Annotated in this window: 4 protein-coding genes; all 4 read left to right on the top strand. The window is 51.5% G+C overall.

Annotated elements, in window-relative coordinates:
* On the top strand, positions 1-459 hold a 459-nt coding region (locus AC52W5_RS05590), incomplete at its 5' end, for a cupin domain-containing protein (RefSeq protein WP_495670280.1).
* A 376-nt stretch (positions 460-835) separates the two neighbouring features.
* The gene (locus AC52W5_RS05585) at positions 836-1,741 is read left to right on the top strand and encodes a PEP-CTERM sorting domain-containing protein (RefSeq protein ID WP_495670279.1); all 906 of its coding nucleotides are present in this window, start codon (positions 836-838) and stop codon (positions 1,739-1,741) included.
* A 405-nt stretch (positions 1,742-2,146) separates the two neighbouring features.
* The gene (locus tag AC52W5_RS05580; RefSeq protein ID WP_495670278.1) at positions 2,147-2,395 is read left to right on the top strand and encodes a GDP-mannose 4,6-dehydratase; all 249 of its coding nucleotides are present in this window, start codon (positions 2,147-2,149) and stop codon (positions 2,393-2,395) included.
* Between the two features lie 86 nt (positions 2,396-2,481).
* Positions 2,482-2,624, top strand: a 143-nt coding sequence (locus AC52W5_RS05575; RefSeq protein ID WP_495670281.1) for a hypothetical protein, incomplete at its 3' end; no start/stop codon positions are given.

Genomic DNA, 2,624 nt, shown 5'->3' with positions numbered 1-2,624 from the left:
GAGGATATGGTGGTAGTGGAAACTCCGGATGCCATTCTGGTCGCGCAGATGAGCAAGACGCAGCATGTGAAGAATATCGTCGACAGCCTCAAGCGTGTTGGCCGCCCGGAAGGCGAGTTGCACCGTAAGGTATTTCGCCCCTGGGGGTGGTACGACGCCGTTGATTCGGGCGAGCGTTTCCAGGTAAAGCGGATCGTAGTCAAGCCCGGCGGTGCCTTGTCACTGCAAATGCACCATCACAGGGCAGAACACTGGATTGTCGTTCGGGGCACAGCACAGGTTACGCGCGGTGACACCAGCTACCTTGTGTCTGAAAATGAGTCGACCTTTATTCCATTGGGTGCGCGACATCGGCTGGTAAACCCGGGCTGTGTGCCTCTTGAAATAATCGAAGTTCAATCGGGTTCCTATTTGGGGGAAGATGATATCGTTCGCTTTGACGACGTTTATGGGCGGTAAAGAGATCGCCCGTATGATCGGAGGGTTGCGTCACTTTACTGTACGTCAAATTCAACAAGAATAATGCATCCGTTAGCAATCGAACTCCGACTCCCACGCGATACGTGAATATTGAGACCATCAGCATCCACGCACTCCTTCAATACCCCCTCGTTGGGCCCATTCTTTTTTGGCTAGCCCGAATGGCCTATTGACCTCTCCTCTCTATTCAGCGCATCCTCTAGTAACATTGATTTCAGATTTAGAAACGGATATCGTTTTTGCCATGAAGCAATGGCAGAGGAGTAGTGTTGAAGTGCAAAGATTTGTGCGTCTGAATAGGAGTCTTTATTTTTGATTTCGTTAGCGTTGCCCACATTTCGCATTGGAGGACAAAATGAATAAAATACGAACGCGCTGCCAACTCCTCATGGTCGTGGCGGTGGCGACCTTGGCTGGTTCTGCTATGCCAACCTCAGCTCTAGCTGACAATTATGCGCCCGGTTTTAAATGGAATCGGGGGGCCGATTGGGTGCCGGGAACAATGCCGGGCTCGATTGACGGAAATCCTTCCGTCGACAAAAATGGCAATCCCGTTTGGTTTTATGGATATACATCGTCGGGAGGAGAACTCGGATCGGAAAACCCCTGGTACGCGGAGAAACTCTCACCCATGGTTTGGGACGATGATTGGGCGAATTCGACCGCCGGGGGAGTTTGGGCTCGCGCGTATAATGGGCCTTTTCAAAATAATATAGGTACCAATCCGCCGATCGGTAAATGGGCAATGACTCACGATTTAAGTGCGGAAACCATGTCGGCAATACACGTGCCTGTTGTGGAATGGCGCAACCCAGTTGGCGATGGCGCCATCATAAATGTTCGGGGTTCGCTACCGGTGACTTGGCAGGGGATGTATCCCGAGAATTCGCCCCCAGCTACAGTCGATGTAGCGGTTGCGCGAATGGATGCCTCCACCGGTTCTTTCGATTTGCTTTACTCGGCGACGTTGACGAACCCTTTTGAAGGCGGTACGCTTTTGTGGCCAGGTGTCCCGGACGCGCCTGTCGCTGAAATCAAAAGCCCGCTGAATCTTACAGGAGTTCACATGGATGAGGGCGATACATTGCGATTTACGCTTCGCATGAGGGGCGATGAAGCTGACCCGCCTCTGTGGGCGTTGCTGGGCGACCATGCGGACATTACCTTAACCAGTGTCAGTGCTGTGCCTGAGCCAGAACAGTACGCTCTTCTAGCATTGGGTCTGGGTCTCCTCGCCTTGCGGCTGCGGCGCAGTGTCTGAGAGGGCTGGCGTCCCTCCAAGGATTCTTAATTTGGTTGAGGAAAGCGTCTGGATTTTGCTTTCCACTAAATAAAAAATTGTCCCTGAAAAACTCTGTTCTTAACAAACGGTCATTATTATTGGATGAATGTTTGTGCTGTTTTTCCGTATGAAGCGTTTCAGGATTAGGGCACATAAAAGCAGAATCTTCGCAGGTTGTGCCCTGAACCGCATAATTAGGCATTCATGGCATCCCCGTGGTGGCCTTTGAGTAAGTTTCTTGACGACCGCCGGTCGGTTTTCATATACCGGATGACTGTTCTACGCATTGCGGCGGGTTGAGCATATCGCCGGAAAAAACTCCGCTGTGCAAGGCGTTGTCGTGATCGCTCCTCCTTGACCAAAGCCTTGCAAGAAAGTGCAGCGATGGCAGTCATTCACTTCACCGGCCTTAAAGCCGTAGGAGAGTCGGCGAAGCAACCGCTGGCTTACTACGATAATAACATTGCAGGTACCCTTCGTTGCTTGAAGGCGATGAAAGAGTGCGGAGTGAAAACTCTGATATTCCGTCCTTCCGCCACCGTTTATGGCGAGTCAATATGGTTGCCATTAACGGAAGATCAGCCTCTCTCTGCCATGAATCCCTATGGGCGGAGCAAACTGATGACCGAGTAAATTCTATGCTATCTGTACGGCAGTGATTCTGACGTGTGGCGCCTGGAATTCCTTGTGGCAGGTGTTGCCCAAGGATCATCAAGGCAATGTATCGCAGAGCGATGTGTTTGTTGGATAACTGTCATAACGTGCTTGCTGTGTCGGAACATCGGCTTGTAGCGTGCGTAGGAGTAGAGGATATGGTGGTAGTGGAAACTCCGGATGCCATTCTGGTCGCGCAGATGAGCAA

Source organism: Nitrosospira sp. CT, assembly GCF_059489795.1.
This window is presented reverse-complemented; position numbering and strand designations above follow the sequence as displayed.